The sequence below is a fragment of the Streptomyces sp. NPDC003027 genome, assembly GCF_053591435.1.
This window is the reverse complement of the sequence record NZ_JBSFTU010000063.1, coordinates 11250-29178: the sequence shown is the minus strand read 5'-3', so window position 1 is coordinate 29178 and position 17929 is coordinate 11250. Positions and strand designations below refer to the sequence as shown.

The 17929-nt window shown below is 71.7% G+C and carries 16 protein-coding genes and 2 pseudogenes; 11 read left to right on the top strand and 7 right to left on the bottom strand.

The window, feature by feature from the left end:
- A pseudogene (locus ACWDX6_RS29045) lies at positions 1 to 338 on the bottom strand (mandelate racemase/muconate lactonizing enzyme family protein); the annotation flags it as partial.
- Between the two features lie 209 nt (positions 339 to 547).
- On the opposite strand from ACWDX6_RS29045, the gene ACWDX6_RS29040 reads away from it, so the two are divergent.
- A complete protein-coding gene (locus ACWDX6_RS29040) occupies positions 548 to 2077 on the top strand; it encodes an aldehyde dehydrogenase (NADP(+)) (protein WP_451487851.1) in 1530 nt (509 codons plus the stop codon).
- A gap of 91 nt (positions 2078 to 2168) precedes the next feature.
- Positions 2169 to 4718 (top strand): alpha-L-arabinofuranosidase C-terminal domain-containing protein, encoded by a 2550-nt coding sequence (locus ACWDX6_RS29035; protein ID WP_451487850.1) that lies wholly within the window; start codon positions 2169 to 2171, stop codon positions 4716 to 4718.
- A gap of 60 nt (positions 4719 to 4778) precedes the next feature.
- Here ACWDX6_RS29035 and ACWDX6_RS29030 read toward each other — a convergent pair whose 3' ends face one another.
- On the bottom strand, positions 4779 to 5165 hold the full coding sequence (locus ACWDX6_RS29030) for a DUF6463 family protein (RefSeq protein WP_451487849.1): 387 nt from the start codon (positions 5163 to 5165) through the stop codon (positions 4779 to 4781).
- Positions 5166 to 5221: 56 nt separating this feature from the next.
- Entirely contained in the window at positions 5222 to 5725 is a 504-nt protein-coding gene (locus tag ACWDX6_RS29025) for a DUF3995 domain-containing protein (protein WP_451487848.1), read from the bottom strand.
- Between the two features lie 62 nt (positions 5726 to 5787).
- Here ACWDX6_RS29025 and ACWDX6_RS29020 point away from each other — a divergent pair, with 62 nt between their 5' ends.
- The 5 genes from ACWDX6_RS29020 to ACWDX6_RS29000 all read left to right on the top strand — a co-directional run bounded on the left by ACWDX6_RS29020 (position 5788) and on the right by ACWDX6_RS29000 (position 11442).
- Positions 5788 to 6408 carry a TetR/AcrR family transcriptional regulator gene (locus tag ACWDX6_RS29020; RefSeq protein ID WP_451487847.1) on the top strand — a complete coding sequence of 207 codons (621 nt, stop codon included), beginning with the start codon at positions 5788 to 5790 and terminating at the stop codon, positions 6406 to 6408.
- Positions 6409 to 6515: 107 nt separating this feature from the next.
- Complete coding sequence (locus ACWDX6_RS29015) at positions 6516 to 8906, top strand: ATP-binding cassette domain-containing protein (RefSeq protein ID WP_451487846.1); 2391 nt, start codon at positions 6516 to 6518, stop codon at positions 8904 to 8906.
- Positions 8907 to 9004: 98 nt separating this feature from the next.
- Positions 9005 to 10255 (top strand): phospholipase D-like domain-containing protein, encoded by a 1251-nt coding sequence (locus ACWDX6_RS29010; RefSeq protein ID WP_451487845.1) that lies wholly within the window; start codon positions 9005 to 9007, stop codon positions 10253 to 10255.
- A gap of 126 nt (positions 10256 to 10381) precedes the next feature.
- On the top strand, positions 10382 to 10717 hold the full coding sequence (locus ACWDX6_RS29005; RefSeq protein WP_451487844.1) for an ArsR/SmtB family transcription factor: 336 nt from the start codon (positions 10382 to 10384) through the stop codon (positions 10715 to 10717).
- A complete protein-coding gene (locus tag ACWDX6_RS29000; RefSeq protein WP_451487843.1) occupies positions 10717 to 11442 on the top strand; it encodes a cation transporter in 726 nt (241 codons plus the stop codon). Before ACWDX6_RS29005 ends, ACWDX6_RS29000 begins: the two co-directional genes overlap by 1 nt.
- A 35-nt stretch (positions 11443 to 11477) precedes the next feature.
- Here the strand turns inward: ACWDX6_RS29000 and ACWDX6_RS28995 are convergent.
- Positions 11478 to 11794: pseudogene (locus tag ACWDX6_RS28995) on the bottom strand (pectinesterase family protein); the annotation flags it as partial.
- Between the two features lie 183 nt (positions 11795 to 11977).
- On the opposite strand from ACWDX6_RS28995, the gene ACWDX6_RS28990 reads away from it, so the two are divergent.
- The 3 genes from ACWDX6_RS28990 (at position 11978) to ACWDX6_RS28980 (ending at position 13817) form a co-directional block, all read left to right on the top strand.
- Complete coding sequence (locus ACWDX6_RS28990) at positions 11978 to 12658, top strand: helix-turn-helix transcriptional regulator (RefSeq protein WP_451487842.1); 681 nt, start codon at positions 11978 to 11980, stop codon at positions 12656 to 12658.
- A gap of 32 nt (positions 12659 to 12690) precedes the next feature.
- Entirely contained in the window at positions 12691 to 13185 is a 495-nt protein-coding gene (locus ACWDX6_RS28985) for a DUF3291 domain-containing protein (protein ID WP_451487841.1), read from the top strand.
- 410 nt (positions 13186 to 13595) lie between these two features.
- Complete coding sequence (locus ACWDX6_RS28980) at positions 13596 to 13817, top strand: hypothetical protein (protein ID WP_451487840.1); 222 nt, start codon at positions 13596 to 13598, stop codon at positions 13815 to 13817.
- 127 nt (positions 13818 to 13944) lie between these two features.
- Here ACWDX6_RS28980 and ACWDX6_RS28975 read toward each other — a convergent pair whose 3' ends face one another.
- Together ACWDX6_RS28975 and ACWDX6_RS28970 are read right to left on the bottom strand one after the other, a co-directional pair.
- The gene (locus tag ACWDX6_RS28975) at positions 13945 to 14370 is read right to left on the bottom strand and encodes an SPW repeat domain-containing protein (RefSeq protein WP_451487839.1); all 426 of its coding nucleotides are present in this window, start codon (positions 14368 to 14370) and stop codon (positions 13945 to 13947) included.
- Positions 14371 to 14462: 92 nt separating this feature from the next.
- Entirely contained in the window at positions 14463 to 15047 is a 585-nt protein-coding gene (locus tag ACWDX6_RS28970; RefSeq protein ID WP_451487838.1) for a hypothetical protein, read from the bottom strand.
- A gap of 31 nt (positions 15048 to 15078) precedes the next feature.
- Here ACWDX6_RS28970 and ACWDX6_RS28965 point away from each other — a divergent pair, with 31 nt between their 5' ends.
- On the top strand, positions 15079 to 15474 hold the full coding sequence (locus tag ACWDX6_RS28965) for a hypothetical protein (protein ID WP_451487837.1): 396 nt from the start codon (positions 15079 to 15081) through the stop codon (positions 15472 to 15474).
- A 145-nt stretch (positions 15475 to 15619) separates the two neighbouring features.
- Here the strand turns inward: ACWDX6_RS28965 and ACWDX6_RS28960 are convergent, their stop codons facing one another.
- Positions 15620 to 17749: a hypothetical protein gene (locus tag ACWDX6_RS28960; RefSeq protein ID WP_451487836.1), complete on the bottom strand. Its 2130-nt coding sequence runs from the start codon at positions 17747 to 17749 to the stop codon at positions 15620 to 15622.
- Positions 17750 to 17929: the final 180 nt, after the last annotated feature.

Sequence of the window (17929 nt, the reverse complement as noted above, 5' to 3'; positions counted from 1 at the left end):
TTTCCGCCGAGGAGTTGCCAGACGGGGACGCCGAGGGCTTTGCCCTTGATGTCCCAGCAGGCCATTTCGATGACGGCGATGCCGGACATGACGATTTCGCCGGCGCGTCCGTAGTCGCCGTACTTCATGCGGCGGACGAGGTCTTCGACGGCGAAGGGGTCGGAGCCGGTGATGTGGTTGGTCTCGGCTTCGCGGAGGTAGCCCAGGAGGGCGTCGGTGTGTCCGAGCATCCGGGTCTCGCCGACTCCGGTGAGGCCCTCGTCGGTGTGGACCTGGACGTAGGTCAGGTTCCGCCAGGGTGTTCCGACGACATGTGTGGTGATTCCCGTGATCCGCACGGTGGAGACTCCTCATGTTCGGTATATCGACCAACGTTCGAAATCTTGCCGCGACAGTACGAAGCGTGGCCGGTCGGTGTCAACGGGTCGAAAAGAACGGGGTGTTCGGGGGCCTCGGGCGCCTCTTGACCGCGCCGAGAGAGGCGCCTAGCCTGCCACGGCCGACATTGAGAACGATGTTCGATATGACGAACAGTGAGGAGGGCGGGATGACGACAGCACCGGTCTGGAGCATCGATCCCCGCACCGGGGAGCGGCAGGCGCGGGTGGCGCTGGAGGCGTCGCCCGAGGAGCTGGACGCGGCGGTACGGGGAGCCGCCGCCTCGATGCCCGCGCTGGCCGACCGTACGGTGCGAGCGGCCCTGCTGCGCGACGCCGCCGCGCTGCTGGAGCGGGAGGCCGACGCGCTGGTGGCGGCGGCGGACGCGGAGACGGCCCTCGGCCCCGCCCGGCTCCGGGGAGAACTCGCCCGGAGCTGCCACCAGTTGCGCGGCTTCGCGGACCTCGTCGACGAGGGCGCCTTCCTCGACGTGATCATCGACCACCCCGACGACACGGTGACGCCGCCCGTACCGGACCTGCGCCGGTACAAGGTGCCGCTCGGTGTCGTGGCGGTGTACGCCGCGTCCAACTTCCCCTTCGCCTTCTCCGTGCCGGGCGGCGACACCGCCAGTGCGCTCGCGGCCGGCTGCCCCGTGGTGATCAAGGCGCACCCCGACCACCCGGCCACCTCGGAACTCGCCGCCCGGCTGCTGCGCGAGGCCGCCCGCGGCCAGGGAGTGCCGGCCGAGGCGATCGGCCTGGTGCACGGCTTCGACGCCGGCGTCCGGTTGGTCCGCCACCCGCTGGTCGCGGCGGCGGGCTTCACCGGCTCCGTACGCGGCGGAAGGGCGCTGTTCGACGCGGCCGCGGCGCGCCCCGTGCCCATCCCCTTCCACGGCGAACTCGGCTCCCTCAACCCGGTCGTGATCACCGAGGCGGCGGCCGGGGAGCGGGCCGAGGAGCTGGGCGCCGGCCTGGCCGGCTCCATGACGCTCGGCGCCGGCCAGTTCTGCGTGAAGCCGGGCCTGGTGCTCGTCCCGGCGAACCCCGGCGGCGACCGCCTGCTCAAGTCACTGGAGGAGTCCGTGGCGGCCACCGGTCCGGGAGTCCTCCTCGACCACCGCATGCACGGGAACTTCGTCGAGGGGGTCACCGCGCGCACCGGACTGCCCGGCGTGTCGGCGCCCGTCCCCGCCGGCGCCGCGTCCGACCGTACGGTCCGGGCGGGCGTCCTCACCGTGCCCGCCGCCGCCCTGGCCGAGGAGGGCGACCACGACCTGCTCCTGGAGGAGTGCTTCGGCCCCGTCACGGTCGTCGCCCGCTACGAGAACGACGACGAGGCGCACGCCGTCCTGGCCCGCCTGCCCGGCAACCTCACCGCCACCGTCCACCTCTCCTCGGAGGAGAAGGCGGGCCGGGGGGACGGCGCCCGCCTCCTGGAGGCCCTGGTGCCCCTCGCCGGCCGCGTCCTCGTCGACGCCTGGCCCACCGGCGTCGCCGTCGCGCCCGCCCAGCACCACGGCGGCCCCTACCCGGCCACCACCTCCACCGCCACCTCCGTCGGCTCCACCGCCGTCGAGCGCTGGCTGCGCCCCGTCGTCTACCAGAACACCCCCGAGGCGCTGCTGCCCGCCGAGCTGCGCGACGCCAACCCGCTGGGCCTGCCCCGCCGCGTCGACGGCCGCCGCGAGGCCTGAGAAGGCGGCCCGGCACCGGGCCGCCCCCGACCCGTACCACCTCCGTACGCGCAGTCACTGATCGCCAGAGCCGAAGGGAACGGGAACAGCCATGCCACGAGCGAGAACAGGGGTCACCCTCCTCGCCGGTCTGCTCCTCGCCGGCGCCTGCCTCACCGGGCCCGCCGACGCACGGAGCACATCGGCGTCCGCGGGGGTGGACTACACACTCGACGTCGACGCGTCCCGCACGGGACCCGCCATCGACCCGACGATGTACGGAGTCTTCTACGAGGACATCAACAACGCGGCCGACGGCGGACTGTACGCCGAACTCGTCCAGAACCGCTCCTTCGAGTTCGACCGGGTGGACAACCCCGCCTACCACCCGATGACGGCATGGACCCTCACCGCTTCCGGCGGCGCCGGAGGCGCGGCCGAGGTGATCGACGACGCCGGGCGACTCGACGAACGCAACCGCCGGCATCTGCGTCTGCGACTCGACGGGAAGGGCGGGCCGGACGGCCGGTACGGCGTCGTCAACAGCGGCTTCGCCGCCGGCATCGCCGTCGGCTCCGGCAAGCGTCACGACTTCTCCGTCTGGGCCCGCACGGACCAGCCGGCCGGCACCCCGCTCACTGTTGCCCTGCGGGACGACGCCGGCACCGCGCTGTCCGCGCCGCTGACCCTCACCGTTCGCGGCGACCGGTGGACGAAGTACACCGGGAGCCTCACCGCGCGCGGCAGCAGCGCCGCCGCCCGGCTCTCCGTCACGGCCGGCGGCTCCGGCACCCTCCGGCTCGACATGGTCTCCCTCTTCCCGAGGGACACCTACAAGGGACGGCCCAACGGCCTGCGCAAGGACCTGGCCGAGAAGATCGAGGCCCTGCGCCCCGGCTTCCTGCGCTTCCCCGGCGGCTGCCTCGTCAACACCGGCAGCCACCAGGGCTACGAGGCACCCCACTACGAACGCGCCCGCTCGTACCAGTGGAAGGACACCGTCGGCCCCGTCGAACAGCGGGCGGCCAACGCCAACTTCTGGGGCTACCACCAGACCTACGGCCTCGGCTACTTCGAGTACTTCCAGTTCGCCGAGGACATCGGTGCCATGCCCCTGCCGGTCGTCCCGGCGCTCGTGACCGGCTGCGGACAGAACAAGGCCACCGACGACCCGGCCCTGCTGCGCCGGCACATCCAGGACACCCTGGACCTCATCGAGTTCGCCAACGGTCCCGTCACCTCCACGTGGGGACGCAAGCGCGCCGAGATGGGCCACCCGAAGCCCTTCGGCCTCACCCACCTCGAGGTAGGCAACGAGGAGAACCTGCCCGACGCGTTCTTCGCCCGCTTCACCCGGTTCCGGGACGCCATCGAAGAGCGCCACCCGGAGATCACGGTGATCAGCAACTCCGGTCCCGACGACGCCGGTCCCGTCTTCGAGCGTGCCTGGGAGCTCAACCGGTCCGGCGGCGTGGCCATGGTCGACGAGCACTACTACAACAGCCCGCAGTGGTTCCTGGAGAACAACGAACGCTACGACTCGTACGACCGCGGCGGCCCGAAGGTCTTCCTCGGCGAGTACGCCTCCCTCGGCAACCGCTTCTCCAACGCCCTCGCCGAGGCCGCCTTCATGACCGGCCTCGAACGCAACGCGGACATCGTCAAGCTCGCCTCGTACGCCCCGCTGCTCGCCCGCACCGACCAGCCGCAGTGGCAGCCGGACATGATCTGGTTCGACAACACCCGGTCATGGGGCAGCGCCAACTACGAAGTGCAGAAGCTCTTCATGAACAACCCCGGCGACCATGTCGTGCCCAGCCGCGCGTCCGGGACCCCCGTCGTCAGCGGCCCGATCACCGGCGCCGTGGGACTGTCCACCTGGGCCACGAGCGCCGCGTACGACGACGTCGAGGTGACCGCCGCCGACGGCACGACCCTGCTGCGCGACGACTTCTCCGCGGGCCGCGACGCCTGGACCCACGTCACCGGCAGGGGCGCCTGGGCCGTGGAGGACGGAGCGCTCGTCCAGACCGACACGGCCGCCACCGACACCATGGTCACCGCGGGCGACCCCGGCTGGCAGAACTACGACCTCAAGGTCAAGGCCACGAAGAAGGCGGGCGCGGAAGGCTTCCTGATCGCCTTCGGCGTCCGGGACACCGGCAACCACTACTGGTGGAACCTCGGCGGCTGGAACAACACGGCCTCAGCCGTGGAGAAGGCCACCGGCGGCGGCAAGCAGACCCTGGTCCAGGACGGCACCCGGATCGAGACGGGCCGCACCTACGACGTGAACATCCAGGTCCGCGGCCGCCAGGTCACGCTCCTCCTGGACGGCCGTGAATGGGCCCGCTTCACCGACGACAAGGCCGCCGAGCCCTTCCGGCAGGTCGTCACCCGGGACACCGGGACCGGCGAGCTGATCGTCAAGGTCGTCAACGCCCAGGAGCACACGGCCCGGACCCGGATCGACCTCGGGCAGGACACCAGGACCGGTCCCCGGGCCACGGTGACCACCGTCGAGGCGCCCCCGGACGCCGAGAACACCGCCACCGACCGCCCCGTCCGCCCCCGCACGACGCACCTCCCCCTGACCGGCCCGGAGTTCACGTACACCTTCCCCGCCCACTCGATCACCTTCCTCCGCATCAGAACCCACTGACGCACCGCACGACCGCGGCCGGCGGGCACCTCCCGCCGGCCGCGGCTCCGGGCACCTCCCTCAACGCGGTGGGATGTCCCCGGCTCGCGGCGCGGCGCTGTCCCGCCGGGCCGCGATCAGGGCCAGGACCCCGAGCACGATCAGTCCCGGGGCGCCGGAGACGGGACAGAGGATCTGCAGCGGCACTCCGATGGCGAGCAGGTACCAGCCCAGCTGCGCCGGCAGCCTGCCCGTGTCCCGCACGACGCGCCGGCTCAGTGTCCCGAGGGCCAGCAGACCGAACCCCGCCAGGAAGAACCACATCTCGAACTCCCGCTGCGGGTCCCCTGTGACGGCGTTCCAGAATCCGTCGCCGGCCACCTCGCCGAAGGTGGTGGAGGCGGCCAGGAAGACCGCGAAGTGCACCGCGGTCAGTCCGATCACGAGGAGCGGAACCAACCGGGCCATCGACGACGGCCCCGATCCGTGCGGTGTCCGGGAGCTGATGGCGCGGCCCGTCCGCATCATGCGCCCGGTGCGGGGGAGGGCGACACCGGCCGCGTGACCTCGGCGCACCGGGCGGGGTCGCGAGGAGGGCGCGTGGTGGCGGCGACGTGCGCCGTCAGTCCCCCCAGCGCCAGCGAGAGCGGGGAGTACAGCGCCAGGTCCCAGCGGGTGAACTCGCTCGGCCGGCTGGTCAGGCCGGACGACACCAGGCCCGCCGCGCCTCGCAGAAGAAGCACGCCCGCCACACCCCACACGCCCCGGTGAACCAGACGCCGCGGCCCCACCCGGGGGACCAGATCGGCCTGGGCCGCGACCGCGTAGGAGGCCGCCCCGAGCGCCACCGCGACCGCCGCCGTCAACCCCGGCGAGGGCAGGTCCGCTTCGGCGACTCCGACGACCGTACGGGCGAACTCCGCCCGGCCGGTCAGCGGCCAGGGAGAGACCGTCCAGATCCCGTGCAGCACCCCCGCCGCGCCGAGGCCGACCGCGGCCGCCCCACCCGTGATTCCCGTCAGCGTCATCCCGCTCACCCCATCACTCCGTACACCCCTGTATGGATGTGTCCGTACAGTACTGTACGGACATGGCTCGAAGGCAACTCACCCCGCAGGACTGGTCGATCGCGGCGCTGCGCGCGATGGCACGCGGTGGAGTCGGCGCCGTATCGGTCAACGCACTCGCGGGCGAGCTGGGGGCGACCCGGGGAAGCTTCTACTGGCACTTCAGCCATCGCGACGCACTCCTGACCGCCGCCCTGGAGACGTGGGAGCAGCAGCACACCGCAGCCCTGATCGCCGAACTCGGCGACATCACCGACCCGCTGCGGCGGCTGACCGCCCTGTTCACCACCGCGCTGGGAGAGGAGGACATCGACGGCCTGGAGCCCGCGATCGTGGCCCACGCCGACCACCCGGCCGTCGCCCCGGTCCTGCGCCGCGTCACCGAGCAGCGGATCGCCTACCTCACGGACCTCTACACCGACCTCGGCATGGCTCCCGCACCGGCCCGGCGCCACGCGGTCACCACCTACGCCGCCTACCTCGGATGGGTCGAACTGCGCCGCTCCGCCGTCGACGTCGTGCCCGAGGTCGCGGCCACCGGCGCCGACGCCACCGCCGCGCTGGAGCACCTCGTCACCGCGCTGGCGCGATCGGCCATGTCCCAGGCCACCCCCGCGGCAACGCCCCGCGCCGACCCTGAGTAGAACCTCCGCCGTCCCGTCCGACCGCGCAGTATGGTCGCCCGACACCGCCGATCAGCCAGACGTGGACACCGACCGCGAAGGCGCCACGCCCAGGAGAGGGAGACACGATGAGCAGGGCCAAGAGGACCGATCCCCGGCCGCCCGCGCCGCACGCCGCGGACAGCCACGATCTGATCCGCGTGCACGGGGCGCGCGAGAACAACCTCAAGGACGTCAGCATCGAGATCCCGAAGCGGCGGCTGACGGTCTTCACCGGCGTCTCCGGCTCCGGCAAGAGCTCGCTGGTCTTCGACACGATCGCCGCGGAGTCGCAGCGGCTGATCAACGAGACCTACAGCGCCTTCCTGCAGGGCTTCATGCCGACGCTCGCGCGGCCCGAGGTCGACGTCCTGGACGGCCTCACGACCGTGATCACCGTCGACCAGCAGCGGATGGGCGCCGACCCCCGCTCCACGGTCGGCACCGCCACCGACGCCAACGCCCTGCTGCGCATCCTCTTCAGCCGACTCGGCAAGCCGCACATCGGGCCGCCGAGCGCGTTCGCCTTCAACGTCCCCTCGGTCCGGGCGAGCGGGGCGATCACCGTCGAGCGCGGTGCCGCGAAGACCGTGAAGGCGACCTTCTCCCGCACCGGCGGCATGTGCCCGCGCTGCGAAGGCCGCGGCACGGTCTCCGACATCGACCTCACCCAGCTGTACGACGACTCCAAGTCGATCGCCGAGGGCGCGTTCACCATCCCCGGCTGGAAGTCGGACAGCTTCTGGACGGTGCGGCTCTACGCCGAGTCCGGCTTCCTCGACCCGCACAAGCCGATCCGCGAGTACACCGCCAAGGAGATGCGGGACTTCCTCCACCGGGAGCCGACCAAGGTGAAGGTCGAGGGAGTCAACCTCACGTACGAGGGCCTGATCCCCAAGCTCAAGAAGTCGTTCCTCTCCAAGGACCGGGAGGCGATGCAGCCGCACATCCGGGCGTTCGTGGACCGGGCGGTCACCTTCACCACCTGCCCCGAGTGCGAGGGCACCCGGCTGAGCGCGGAAGCCCGGTCGGTGAAGATCGGCGAGACCACCATCGCCGACGCCTGCGCGATGCAGATCAGCGACCTGGCCGAGTGGGTCCGCGGCCTCGACGAGCCGTCGGTGGCGCCGCTGCTCGCCACCCTGCGGCGGACGCTCGACTCCTTCGTCGAGATCGGACTCGGCTATCTCTCGCTCGACCGCCCGGCGGGCACGCTGTCGGGCGGCGAGGCGCAGCGCGTCAAGATGATCCGCCACCTCGGCTCCTCGCTCACCGACGTCACCTATGTCTTCGACGAGCCCACCACCGGTCTGCACCCCCACGACATCCAGCGGATGAACGACCTGCTGCTGCGGCTGCGGGACAAGGGCAACACGGTGCTCGTCGTGGAGCACAAGCCGGAGACGATCGCGATCGCCGACCACATCGTCGACCTCGGCCCCGGCGCCGGTACGGCGGGAGGCACCGTCTGCTTCGAAGGCACCGTCGAGGGGCTGCGGACGGGCGGCACCGTCACCGGACGCCATTTCGACGACCGGGCGGCCCTCAAGAAGACGGTGCGCGAGCCCACCGGGACGCTGGAGATCCGCGGCGCGACGGTGAACAACCTGCACGACGTCGACGTCGACATCCCGCTCGGGGTGCTCACCGTCATCACCGGTGTCGCCGGCTCCGGCAAGAGCTCGCTCGTCCACGGTTCGATCCCCGCAGGCGAGGGCGTGGTGTCGATCGACCAGACCCCGATCCGCGGCTCCAGGCGGAGCAACCCGGCGACCTACACCGGACTGCTCGACCCGATCCGCAAGGCGTTCGCGAAGGCCAACGGTGTGAAGCCGGCGCTGTTCAGCGCCAACTCCGAGGGCGCCTGCCCCACCTGCAACGGCGCGGGCGTCCTCTACATGGACCTGGCGATGATGGCGGGCGTCGCCACCCCCTGTGAGGAGTGCGAGGGGAAGCGGTTCCAGGCATCGGTCCTCGAGTACCACCTCGGCGGCCGCGACATCAGCGAGGTGCTCGCGATGTCGGTGACCGAGGCCGAGGAGTTCTTCGGCGCCGGCGAGGCGCGCACACCGGCCGCGCACGGCATCCTCGGCCGGCTCGCCGACGTCGGGCTCGGCTACGTCAGCCTCGGCCAGCCGCTCACCACGCTGTCCGGAGGCGAACGGCAACGGCTCAAGCTGGCCACCCACATGGCCGACAAGGGCGGCGTCTACATCCTCGACGAGCCCACCACCGGTCTCCACCTCGCCGATGTCGAACAGCTCCTCGGTCTGCTCGACCGGCTCGTGGACTCCGGCAAGTCGGTCATCGTCGTCGAACACCACCAGGCGGTCATGGCACACGCCGACTGGATCATCGACCTCGGCCCCGGCGCCGGCCACGACGGCGGCCGGATCGTCTTCGAGGGCACCCCCGCCGACCTGGTCACCGCCCGCTCGACCCTCACCGGCGAGCACCTCGCGGCCTACGTCGGCGCCTGACCGAGGCGCCCTGGCCCCCCGCACCCCGGTCACGCTGTCCGCGGCACCGGCTCACGCTAGGGTCAGGGCCGCAACTGGTGATCACCGAGGGGGGATTCATGCTTTCCAGCATCCGCAGGCGCGCGTACGCGGCCGGGGTGGCACTGACGCTGGCGGCGGGCGTGCTCGGTCCCGCGCAGAGCGCGACCGCCGACGAGGCGCCGCCGGCCGACGCCGCCGCCGTGCCAGCGATGGGGCCCGTGTTCAACGACCCGACGTCCGACGATCCGGGCCGGCAGAACGCCATCAGGAACCGCGTGCGCGCGTTCATCGCCGCCGCCGACAGCGGTTCGACCATCCGGATGGCGATGTACCACCTGTGGGACAACACCGTCGCCCAGGACCTGGCGAACGCCCACAGCGCCCGGGGGGTCGACGTCCAGGTCGTCCTCGACGAGACGACCGTCAGCGCCCCCGCCGGCAACCCGGACTCGTACCACACGCTCAAGGCGGCGCTCGGGACGGACATCACCAGGAGTTCGTACGTCACTCTGTGCGCGAAAGGCCGGTCGTGCCTGGGATCGAGCACGAGCGGGATCAACCACAACAAGTTCCTGCTGTTCAGCAGCGTCGGCGGCGGCGCGGTGACGCAGGCGGTGCTGCAACTGACGTCCAACCTGACGCCGTCGAACCACCTCCGCTTCTGGAACAGCTCGGTCGCCTTCGCGGGCAACTCCACGTTGTACTCGGCCTACACCTCCTACTTCGCCGAGCTGGCGAAGCAGGACCGGGCCAACTGGGAGTACACGTACGCCGGCGCGGGTGACCACAAGGTGTACTTCTTCCCGCGCGCCGGGACCACGGGTGACACGGACACCGTCGTCAACGCCCTGGACAACGTGGGCTGCACCTGGAGCGACTCCACCGGAACCCACCGCACCGCGATCCGTGTGGCGATGCTGAAGATCACCCGGCAGGCGGTCGCCGACAAGCTGCGGGCCCTCGCGGCGGCCGGGTGCACGGTCGACATCGTCTACAGCGAGACCGACAGCGGTACGTGGAACGCCCTGCACGGCCAGACCCGGCTCGCGACCCGCTGCTACCAGCACAACCACGACGCCGACACCGGCACCCCGAACCGCATCGTGCACTCCAAGAACCTGATGATCGACGGGATGTACGCGGGGGCGAGGGAGAAGCTGGTCTTCACCGGCAGCCACAACTGGAGCGGTCCGGCGCTGCGCGACAACGACGAGGCGATGCTGCGGATCACGACGGCTTCGGTGTACGACGCGTTCGTGACCAACTTCGGCCAGGTGCGGGCCGCGGCGTACCCGGGCACGTCGGACGACACGGCCGCCTGCCGCTGACGGACCACGCGATGAGCCCTGGGCGATCGTCGCCCAGGGCTCACGGCACGGGGCCGGCCGGTCCGCGGTCCGCACAGCCTGAATACAGGCTTTCCTGAATTCAGGGATCGATGTACGGTCAGGGGCATGCTGACCGCTGCCTCCGACATCGACGTGCTGGCCCGCTTCGGCCGCGCGCTCGCCGACCCGATCCGCTGCCGGATCCTGCTCGCCCTGCGCCAGGCGCCGGCCTACCCGGCCGACCTCGCCGACGCGCTCGGCGTCTCCCGCACCAGACTGTCGAACCACCTCGCCTGCCTGCGCGACTGCGGCCTCGTCGTGACCGTCCCCGACGGCCGCCGCACCCGCTACGAACTCGCCGACGCCCGCCTCGGTCACGCCCTGGACCACCTGCTGACCTCGGTGATCGCCGTCGAGTCGGACAAGACCTGCCCGGACGCCGCGACAGAGGGCTGCTGCTGATGACCGCGATATCGGTCGGGCCGTCCCCGGCCCGCCGCGACACGCTCACCCGGCGGATACGGCTGCTGGTCGCCGCGACCATCGCCTACAACGTCATCGAGGCCGTGGTCGCGATCACCGCCGGCACCCTGGCCTCCTCCACCGCGCTGGTCGGCTTCGGCCTGGACTCCGTCATCGAGGTCTCCTCCGCGACCGCGGTCGCCTGGCAGTTCTCCGCCCGCGACCATGCCGCGCGCGAAGCCCGGGAGAGGACCACCCTGCGGATCATCGCCTTCTCCTTCTTCGCGCTGGCCGCCTACGTGAGCCTCGACGCCGTCCGCGCGCTGGCCGGAACCGGTGCGGCCGACCGTTCCATCCCCGGCATCGTGCTCGCCGCACTGTCCCTGGCGATCATGCCGTTCCTCTCCGCGGCCCAGCGCCGCGCCGGGAAGGAACTCGGCTCCGCCAGCGCGGTCGCGGACTCCCGGCAGACCCTGCTGTGCACCTACCTCTCCGCCGTCCTCCTCGTCGGCCTCATCCTCAACGCCACCCTCGGCTGGTCCTGGGCCGACCCGATCGCCGCCCTCGTCATCGCCGCCGTCGCCGTCAAGGAAGGCCGCGACGCCTGGCACGGCAAGGGCTGCTGCGCACCCACCCCCCACACGGCGGCCGGCGCCGATGCCGGTGCCGACCCCCGGCGGGGCGACGCCTGCGGCTCCCGCTCGGGCAGCTCCTGCTGCGCGTGAAGGACCGCCCCTTCGCGCCCCGACGCGGCTCGCTCCACCACGACGACGTACGGCTCCGGAGCGGTCGCGTACCGCTCCAACTCGGCCAGGGTGCGCACGGTGACGGTCCGCCCGCCCCGCCCGCCGTACGTTCCGTTCTGCCCCAGCGCGTCGACCGACGCGAATCCGTCCGCGGCCTCGGTGGCCCAGGCGGGAGCGGAGGCCGCGCGGCCTCCGGCCGGGCATCCGCCCCGAACAGGCCGAACACCGCGCCGTACGCCATGACTCCCGCGGCGGCCAGCGCCACCGGCATCCCGGCCATCAGCGCCGTGCGGCGCCTGCGGTGCCGGGCCTTTCCGCGTATCTCACTCATGTGCCGGTCCATTTCCGTCGGTGGGGGGTGGGGCACCCGTGCCGGGAGGGACGGGGCACCGCCTGGTCGCCACGGCGGACGGAATGGTTGCCGCGCCCGACTACGTCACCCTCCGGTGCGCCGTTCACGAGGGCGGCGTCCCGCTTTTCTATCTCCAACCTCTGTTGTTCCTAGAATGGGCGGATGGAGGACATCGACGCGATCGCGGCACTTCAGGACCCGGTGCGGCGCCGCCTGTACGAGTACGTGGTGGCGCAGGGCCGCGAGGTCGGCCGCAATGAGGCCGCCGAGGCGGCCGGGGTGGCGCGCACGCTCGCCGCGCACCATCTGGACAGGCTGGCCGAGGCCGGGCTGCTGGAGAGCGGAAGCCGGCGCCTGACCGGCCGCTCGGGGCCGGGGGCGGGCCGTCCCGCCAAGGTGTACACGCGAGCGCGGACGGAGCACGCGGTGTCGCTGCCCGCCCGCGACTACCGCACCGCCGCCGAGCTGCTCGCCGAGGCCGCCGAGCAGGCCGGCCTGGACGCCGGGCTCTGCGCGGCCGCACGCCGCCGGGGCGAGTCCCTGCGCGGATCGGCGTCGCCCTGCGGCGGCCTCGAGGAGGCCATGGAGACGCTGGCCGCCCGCGGATACGAACCGCACATGGAGGATGCCGAGGAGGCAACCGGGGCGGCCGCGCGCGTCGTCCGGATGCGGAACTGCCCCTTCCACGCTGTCGCCGAACGCTTCCCGCCGCTCGTCTGCGGCATGAATCTCGCCTTGCTGGAGGGGCTGCTCGGCACGGACGGTCCCGTCCGTGCCCGCATGGACGCCCGGCCCGGGGAGTGCTGCGTGGTGATCGAACCTTCTAAAAACAAATTGGATTGACATAGAAAAGGGGGCCGTGCTGGGATGGGGTCATGACCACATCCGTGCCCGCCGCCCACCTCGCCGAGCTCAACGTCGCCACGCTTCGCCACCCTCTCGACGACCCGCGCATGGCGCCGTTCGTCGAGATGCTCGACCCGGTCAACGCCGCCGCCGACGGCACGCCCGGTTTCGTGTGGCGGCTGGCCGAGGAGGGGGCCGCCGACGCCACCGGCCTGCGCCCGGCGGGCGAGAACGTGATCGTCAACCTGTCGGTGTGGCAGTCCCAGGAGGCGCTGTGGGACTTCACCTACCGCAGCGGCCACCTGGAGGTGATGCGGCGGCGCCGCGAATGGTTCGAGCGGCACGTCGAGGCGTACATGGTGCTCTGGTGGGTCCCCGCCGGCCACCTCCCGACTGTCGACGAGGCCCTGGAGCGACTGGCCGACCTGCGGGCGAACGGACCCTCCCCGCGCGCGTTCACCTTCGCCTCCTCCTACACCGCCGCCGAGGCCGCCCAGTGCGCGGGCGACGCGGCGGGGGTGTAGGGGAGGAGAGGCCCGCCCGGCGGGGCGACGGGCTCGCCGCCCAACCGGCCGTCCGCGCACGGCTCTGGGCCGGGGTGCGGGCCCTTCCTGTACTCCAGCGGGGAAGGGCCCATGAGACGAGTGATGAGGGCGGCCGCACCGGGTACGGTGCTGCCGGCCCTGACGGGCCGCTCTCCGCAGCCGCGTCCGCCTGTCGCCGTGTACGCGGGTACACGTACACGCTCTGATCGCCGCGGGCGGCTCGGCCGCCGCAGTGGAGCAGGCGGCAGCCGAGCTCCCAGCGGACTCGCAGGAGCGGCTGCGCCCGTTCGAAAGGCCGCAGAACGGGTATAGCGCTCTGTTCGGCATCCGCCGTGACGCCTGCTCGCCGAGGCACAGGCCCATACACAGCAGCTTCGAGGCAGAACCCGATGTCCCAGTGCAAGATCCCCGACTATCGGACCGGCCATCGCGGCCGGCTGTGGACCCACGCGCTGCGCAGCGCACAGAAGACCGGGGCCGTCATCGTCACCGACGACACCGACGAACCGGTCACCTACGCCCACGAGCACACCGGCCCCGGCCGCTTCCGGCCCTGGATCACCGCCACCGGTATCCGCTACGACAGCCACGACGTCCATCCCGAATGGTGACCGGGCCGCGCGCCCCGCCATCACGCCCGCGCCGGTGCTCCGGCCGCTGTCTCCCGGGCGGGAGCCGGGGCCGTCACCCGCGCCGACGCCGATCCGTTCGATCTCCTCGACGAGGGGCACCAGATCGTCAGGTCGTCCCCCGACGTGATCCTCGCTTCCTCATCGTCAGCATGGAGGCACCGGCGAAGACGACGAGAACACTGCCCGCGGCCAGGTCAAGGATCCAGTTCCCCTCCGCCACGGCGGTGTTCTGCAGGTCCAGCACGAAGGGGGAAGCGATCATCCAGGCCCCCAGCACGGCGACCACGAGGTCGGAGCGGAGTCCGCTGCCCCGGTAGAGACGCCGGCCCACCACGAACAGCAGGATCAAGCCGACGAGCGACTCGTTCACCTGCGCGTCCTTGGGGCCGAGCTGGGAGACGAACGGGCCGACCGTGAGGGCGACAGCCGCGAGGAGCATCGGAAGGGTCAGCAGCTCGTCGTGCAGCGCATGACGGAAACGCTCCGCGGTTTCCTGATCCCTGGTGACCTGGTGGTGACTGTAACTGCTCATGGTGACCTCCTTCGGGAACCCGCAGGTGCCCGCCCTGGCGACGTTCACGCCCCGATGAAGGGGCACGCGTACCGCCCAGAGGTGTCATGCGGCTATCCGGCGCGCACCGCCGTGATGGTGAAGCGTTCCACGGTGGCGACGTGCCCACCCGTGGAGGCGACAATCGTGAGCACCGGGTCGGTGGACCCTGAGAAGGAGACCCTCGCGCTCCAGGGCTGGTCCTCGCCGCCCGCGGAGACGCAGCAGGGGGACGTGCCCAGCGGCGCCCCGGAGGACGGCTGGCGTACCTCCACACGGACGCTCTCGTCCACCCCGGTGATCTTCCCGCCGACCGTCAGGGGGGACCGCACGCGCGACCCGTACGAGGGCGTGGTCAGGGAGAACGTCGTGTCGTCGGTGCCGACGACCTCCCACGGGGCGTCCGGGCCGGTCCCGAACCGCACGAGGTGGATCACCGCCGCGGTGCCGCCCTCGGTTCCCGTCGGTGCGACGCCGATACGAGCGTGCCGGCCGCTGACCTTGCGCAGGGAGACCCGGTCGATCTCCTTGAAGCCCAGGTAGCCGCGGGTGAAGGCCAGCGCGGTCTGCTCGGGGTCACGGTGCCAGGGCTGGTGGCCGCTCTCGCGGTAGGCACGCTCCCACTCCTGAGCCTGGGCGAGCGTCGCGAACGGCCACACCGGCTGAAGGCTCCAGGAACCAAGGGGCGGTGTGCCCTCGGAGGTCGGCGTGGGCGTGGGCGTGGTCGGGACCTCGGTGGCCGACGACGTGGCCGCCGAGGGGGTCGAGGGCGACGTGCGCGAGGGCAAAGGCGTGGCGGGCGCGGCGGGCGTCGATCCCGATGCGCTCGGGGAGCCGCCGGAACCACCGCACGCGGTGAGCGACACGGCCAGCACCGTTGCCGCGGCGAAGAGTCGAAACGGGAGCGAGATGTTCATAGGTGCCCCAGGAGAGGTGGAACCGACCGTCGACCGGCTTGTCCGGCTATCGTGCCATCGGTCCCGCCCCCGTCACAGGGGCCCTGCGTTCCCGAGCGCCGACGAGCAGGGCCGGCGTCCATGGTCGGCCGCCGATGACCGCCGCCCGTCGGGCTGCGAACAGGCGTGATGATTCACTCCATGGTGGGCACACCGGAAGGCTCGGCGCGGCACCCGCCCGCCTGTCCCGGACACGCCGTGGCACCCGCGTCCGGAAGGGCAGGTCTGGTACGAGGGTGGGGCGGGGCCGTGGAGGACGGCCCCGCCCGTTCGGCTCAGGAGGGGAAGGGGCCGGTCACCTTGGGGCAGGCCTGGTCGACCCGCAGCGTGGCGAGCTGACGGCCGACCAGGCCGTAGGCCTGCCAGGTGCCCGGGATGAAGGCGAGCTGGGGGTTGGTGTACCACTCGTCGCCGAGGGCGGTGGCGAGGTGCTTGGCCTGGGTGAGGCCGGGGCCGATCTGGTAGATGTCGCCGTTGAAGAAGGTGGAGGCGAAGACCTTGTCGTTGTGCACCTGGACCTCGCCGTAGCCGGGCAGGTAGCCCTGGCTGATGATCGGGCGGGTGCTGGTGGACAGGTCCATGGCGAACCAGCGCGGCGGCTCCGGCACGGCGGTGGTGGGGGCGGGGCCGCGCTTGTAGACGCCGTACAGGACGTTGTTGTGGATCGTGACGTCCTGGAGGGTGTCGTAGGCGTCCGCCGTGTAGGGCTCCTTCGCCCAGAGGAGCTTGCCCTTCTTGCCGGTCGCCGGGTCGACGTAGTCGGCGTCGAAGGCGGCGATGCCGGCGGCGGTGTTCCAGGAGGCGGACGGGGCGCCGCCACCGCCGCGCACGTCGGTGCCCACGTAGACGGTGCCGTCCGGGCCCACGGTGAGGCTCATCAGGCTCTCGTTGGCGACGACGGGGAACGAGTCCGGGTCGTACGCCGGCGCCGTCGCGGCCGGGTCGGGGAACCTGAAGACGTTCAGCGCGCCCTGCAGACCGGTGCCGAGCGGCGCGGTGGCCACGAGGATCCGGTCGCGGACGGCGTCGTACTCCATGTCCCACGGCCGCTGCTGACCGTCGGGCAGCTGGCCGACGATGCTGACCGGATGGGTCTGCGTCCCCGGTTCGTCCAGCACCGGGATGACCGTCGCCGGATCGATCATGATGATGCGGCCGCTGGGGTACAACGCCGAGTAGATCTTGCCGTTGCGCTCCACGAGCGTCTTGGCCTCACCGGGGATCTCGACGAACCGCTTGGTGCCGTCGGGCGCGTGGACGTTCACGATGAAGTGACCGCCGACCCACACCCTGCCGTCGGAGCCGCGCAGGATGGACTGGGGCCGCTCCGCGCCCTCGGTCAACCCGGCCACCTTCAGCTTGGTGTACGACGACTGGCCGGTGGTGATGTCCATCTGCCAGACCTTGCCGAAGCCGGCGAACCCGGTGAGGGTGGTGCCGTCCACGGAGAGGCCGCGGGTCTCGTCCTGGGGGACCGGCTTGCCCAGGGGCTTGGGTACCGCGTAACCCGTCTTGTACTCGTAGATGTTGCCGTCCGGACGGGTCGACAGGTACATCGTGTAGTCCGGGGCGAGGGTGACCATGTCAGCCGTCTCGGGGTCCTTCTCCGGCGTTTCGATCGGGACCGTCCGCAGGTCGGTGCCGTCGGTCTTCACGTCGTACAGCGTGCTGCCGCTGGTACCGCGCACGCGGGTGCGGCCGACGGAGACGGTGGTGAAGCCCGCGCCGCCCTGGGCCAGGGTGCGGACGGCGCCGGTGGACCGGTTGATGGCGACCATCTTCTTGGTGTCGAGCAGGCCGGCGTAGACGTTGGTGTCGTCGACGTCCAGGGACCGCACGTAGCGCTCGCCGGTGGCCAGCACCCCGAAGTCACGGACCGCGCCGGTCGAGGGCTTGTACTCGTACACCCTGCCGTCGTTGTAGGTGCCCGCGTAGAGCGTCCCGTCCGAGGCCGCGGCGAGGCTCCAGATGAAGTCGCCGTTGCTCCCGAAGGTCTTCAGGTGCTTCACCTGGCGGGTGGCCAGGTCGTAGCTGTAGAGGGCGGCCTCGACATACGTGCCGATGTAGACCTTGCCGCCGTACGCCGCGAGGCCGTAGGCGCCCTCGGGAACGCCCGCTCCCGGGCCGTCCGGGATCTCGACCTCGCTCCCGGGCACGACCTTCTTCTCCGCGAGGTCGTACTCGGCGATCACCACGGGCTGGCGGCCGCGGCTCGTGACGAAGGCGCGGCCGTCGTGCACGAGGGAGCCGCTGATCGCCCAGGTCGACGAGGCGATGGCATGGTTCCGTATGCCGGGCACGGTGCAGTCCGACGCCACCGCCGCACTGGCGGGCGTCGCGGGCCACATGGGCCACAGGACCGACAGCAGGGCCGCGAGGAGTGGCAGCAGCCGACGGCGCATCATGGGGACCTCCGGGGGTGTCCGTATCGGGTACGTACGGACGGGGCTTCAGCCCCCCGGATCGCACCCTCGTTCAATCGGCGCTCATGAGATCACGCCCCGTTCAGGTGATCAACGCCGGGCTCTGACATCGCGGATTCCCACGTCGGGGCCCGTAACGGGGAGCAGAGCCTGCTGTTGGGG

Coding starts and splice junctions, on each gene's coding strand:
- ACWDX6_RS29040 (WP_451487851.1), top strand. CDS start 548: ATGACGACAGCACCGGTCTGGAGCATCGATCCCCGCACCGGGGAGCGG.
- ACWDX6_RS29035 (WP_451487850.1), top strand. CDS start 2,169: ATGCCACGAGCGAGAACAGGGGTCACCCTCCTCGCCGGTCTGCTCCTC.
- ACWDX6_RS29030 (WP_451487849.1), bottom strand. CDS start 5,165: ATGGCCCGGTTGGTTCCGCTCCTCGTGATCGGACTGACCGCGGTGCAC.
- ACWDX6_RS29025 (WP_451487848.1), bottom strand. CDS start 5,725: ATGACGCTGACGGGAATCACGGGTGGGGCGGCCGCGGTCGGCCTCGGC.
- ACWDX6_RS29020 (WP_451487847.1), top strand. CDS start 5,788: ATGGCTCGAAGGCAACTCACCCCGCAGGACTGGTCGATCGCGGCGCTG.
- ACWDX6_RS29015 (WP_451487846.1), top strand. CDS start 6,516: ATGAGCAGGGCCAAGAGGACCGATCCCCGGCCGCCCGCGCCGCACGCC.
- ACWDX6_RS29010 (WP_451487845.1), top strand. CDS start 9,005: ATGCTTTCCAGCATCCGCAGGCGCGCGTACGCGGCCGGGGTGGCACTG.
- ACWDX6_RS29005 (WP_451487844.1), top strand. CDS start 10,382: ATGCTGACCGCTGCCTCCGACATCGACGTGCTGGCCCGCTTCGGCCGC.
- ACWDX6_RS29000 (WP_451487843.1), top strand. CDS start 10,717: ATGACCGCGATATCGGTCGGGCCGTCCCCGGCCCGCCGCGACACGCTC.
- ACWDX6_RS28990 (WP_451487842.1), top strand. CDS start 11,978: ATGGAGGACATCGACGCGATCGCGGCACTTCAGGACCCGGTGCGGCGC.
- ACWDX6_RS28985 (WP_451487841.1), top strand. CDS start 12,691: ATGACCACATCCGTGCCCGCCGCCCACCTCGCCGAGCTCAACGTCGCC.
- ACWDX6_RS28980 (WP_451487840.1), top strand. CDS start 13,596: ATGTCCCAGTGCAAGATCCCCGACTATCGGACCGGCCATCGCGGCCGG.
- ACWDX6_RS28975 (WP_451487839.1), bottom strand. CDS start 14,370: ATGAGCAGTTACAGTCACCACCAGGTCACCAGGGATCAGGAAACCGCG.
- ACWDX6_RS28960 (WP_451487836.1), bottom strand. CDS start 17,749: ATGATGCGCCGTCGGCTGCTGCCACTCCTCGCGGCCCTGCTGTCGGTC.